The sequence below is a fragment of the Haloferax profundi genome (genome assembly GCF_001469865.1).
Lineage (GTDB): Archaea > Halobacteriota > Halobacteria > Halobacteriales > Haloferacaceae > Haloferax > Haloferax profundi.
On the sequence record NZ_LOPV01000060.1, the window covers coordinates 1 to 1,904 of the forward strand.

General features: G+C 53.0%; 2 protein-coding genes and 2 pseudogenes. 1 reads left to right on the top strand and 3 read right to left on the bottom strand.

The genetic code is table 11. The features are described from left to right. Positions 1-708 (top strand): archaellin/type IV pilin N-terminal domain-containing protein (locus AUR66_RS03280; protein WP_058571084.1); only part of this gene is annotated, 708 nt, incomplete at its 5' end. A 332-nt stretch (positions 709-1,040) separates the two neighbouring features. Here the strand turns inward: AUR66_RS03280 and AUR66_RS21065 are convergent. From AUR66_RS21065 to AUR66_RS03290, 3 genes and pseudogenes are all read right to left on the bottom strand, one after another. Next, positions 1,041-1,184: a hypothetical protein gene (locus tag AUR66_RS21065; protein WP_157532980.1), complete on the bottom strand. Its 144-nt coding sequence runs from the start codon at positions 1,182-1,184 to the stop codon at positions 1,041-1,043. Positions 1,185-1,241: 57 nt separating this feature from the next. After that, positions 1,242-1,595 (bottom strand): annotated as a pseudogene (locus AUR66_RS23230) (twitching motility protein PilT); the annotation flags it as partial. Between the two features lie 55 nt (positions 1,596-1,650). Further along, positions 1,651-1,904, bottom strand: a pseudogene (locus tag AUR66_RS03290) (VirB4 family type IV secretion system protein); the annotation flags it as partial.

The window sequence follows — 1,904 nt, forward strand, 5'->3', positions numbered from 1 at the left end:
GACGGTGTCGCTCTAATGGACGCTGCCAAGTTCATCAGTCAGTCTCGTCGCGCTCAGGTTGGGATTGGAACGCTCATCGTGTTTATCGCGATGGTACTAGTTGCTGCGATAGCTGCTGGTGTCCTCGTCGACACGGCTGGTGTTCTTCAAGATCAAGCACAGGATACAGGACAGCAAAGTAGCGCACAGGTCACCGATCGACTCAATGTGATTAGTATCTATGGATCGGGTATAAACGAGTACGATACGGACGCGGATGCTACTGATGGGAGTACCGGTGACCCTCGCTACACAACGGGTGGTTCCGAATTCACCGGCGTTGAAGACATCAACTTCATAGTAAAGAAGGACCCCGGTGCTGGTAGTATCCAAATGGACAAGGTGACTCTCAATTACCTTGGTCCTGAAGGGGCAGAGCAGATCGTACTATCTGACAAGGCAGTTACTATCGATTCAATTGATGGCGCAAGTAATGATATCCTTTCAGATAGCTCAGATCGTGCAAAAATTAGTGTTAACCTCAACCCTGAAGCAGTTGATACTGGTGGAACTGCCGATCCGGATGCTTGGTCGTCAGATGTGTTCAAACCGCTTGAGCCTGGTCAAACAGCGACGTTTGAATTCACGACCGAAGCGGGTGCAACAGTTTCGAAAACTGTTAACATTCCCCCGACAACGACTTCGAACGACAATAACGTAATGCTATAAACTACCCGTCTCCTCCCCAAAATTTCACATTCTCCATTTCTTCTCCTGGTTCAGTAGACTCTTCTTTTTTCACCACGGCCGAGCACGGTCTCCCATCACGATATTGCTCAGAATAGTGCACGCTGAAATCGTCCGTCACAAACCAACGAATACGAAGATACGCACTCTCTATATCCGCCGGAAAATACCCAGTGTCAAAATCGGCCCCCACAGCATTCGGTGAATACGAAGGTCGATACTCAACACTGGAAAACCGAGCACTTCCACGCAACCGTCGACCAATTCGCTCCAATACATCACTATCGATACTCCCGGTGCCGTCCGATTCTCCCTCAGATATTGACGCTTCCAGCGCCCCCACCCGACAACTCATCGCGACGCGCCGCATCCAACAACGCCGCACGCTCTTCGAGCGTCTTCCACTCAGACACCGCCTCCCAAATCTCCTCTACGGACTTCTCACGGCTCGCACCCACCCGGGACACCTCATCAGGCGACTGTGCATCAGGCGTTTCGAACTCCGAGCAAGCCCGTCATCGATACTCCGAAATCGTTCGACACGGGACGTAGTAGCTAATCTCATCGATCCACGTCGATAGCCACTCGTCAGCAGTCGCTTCATCGATTTTCCCAGCATCGATTGCAGCCAACAGAACCGCAACCGACCCGACAACGGTCACGCCTTGGCCTTTCGCAAACAATCGGGCATCTCCGTCGTCTGTCAGCAGTCGACCGTCGTGTGCGTCGGCGAGGGCGAACGCCTGTGCTTCCCCGCGATCGAGATGCCCACCAACAACGGCTTCTCTGTTTGCGACAGTATCCGAAATCGTCGCGACTGGGATTTCGTCATCAAGCGTATCAAGTGCTTCCTGGAGATCTGGATGGTTGTGAAGGTGTCATGCTGAACTCACCGTCTGTCTGTGTCATGCCGTACGTGTCAGGTTAAGAATGCCTGTATGTCTGAGTGGTGTTGTCGCTAGCCCCCAGTAACAACGCACCAACCGATTCAGTCGGGTCGAAGTCGATAACCTGTTTCTCCTTGGGCATCGCCTCAACCCGAATCCCACGCCACTCGCCGTCGACACCGACGAGCGCTTCGGAGTACCCCGCATCCTCGTTCCCAGGAATCGCATCTTGGACGAACCGCATCTGGGCGTAATTCAGCCCGAATTCTTTGGCCCACGTTTCGTCCATGC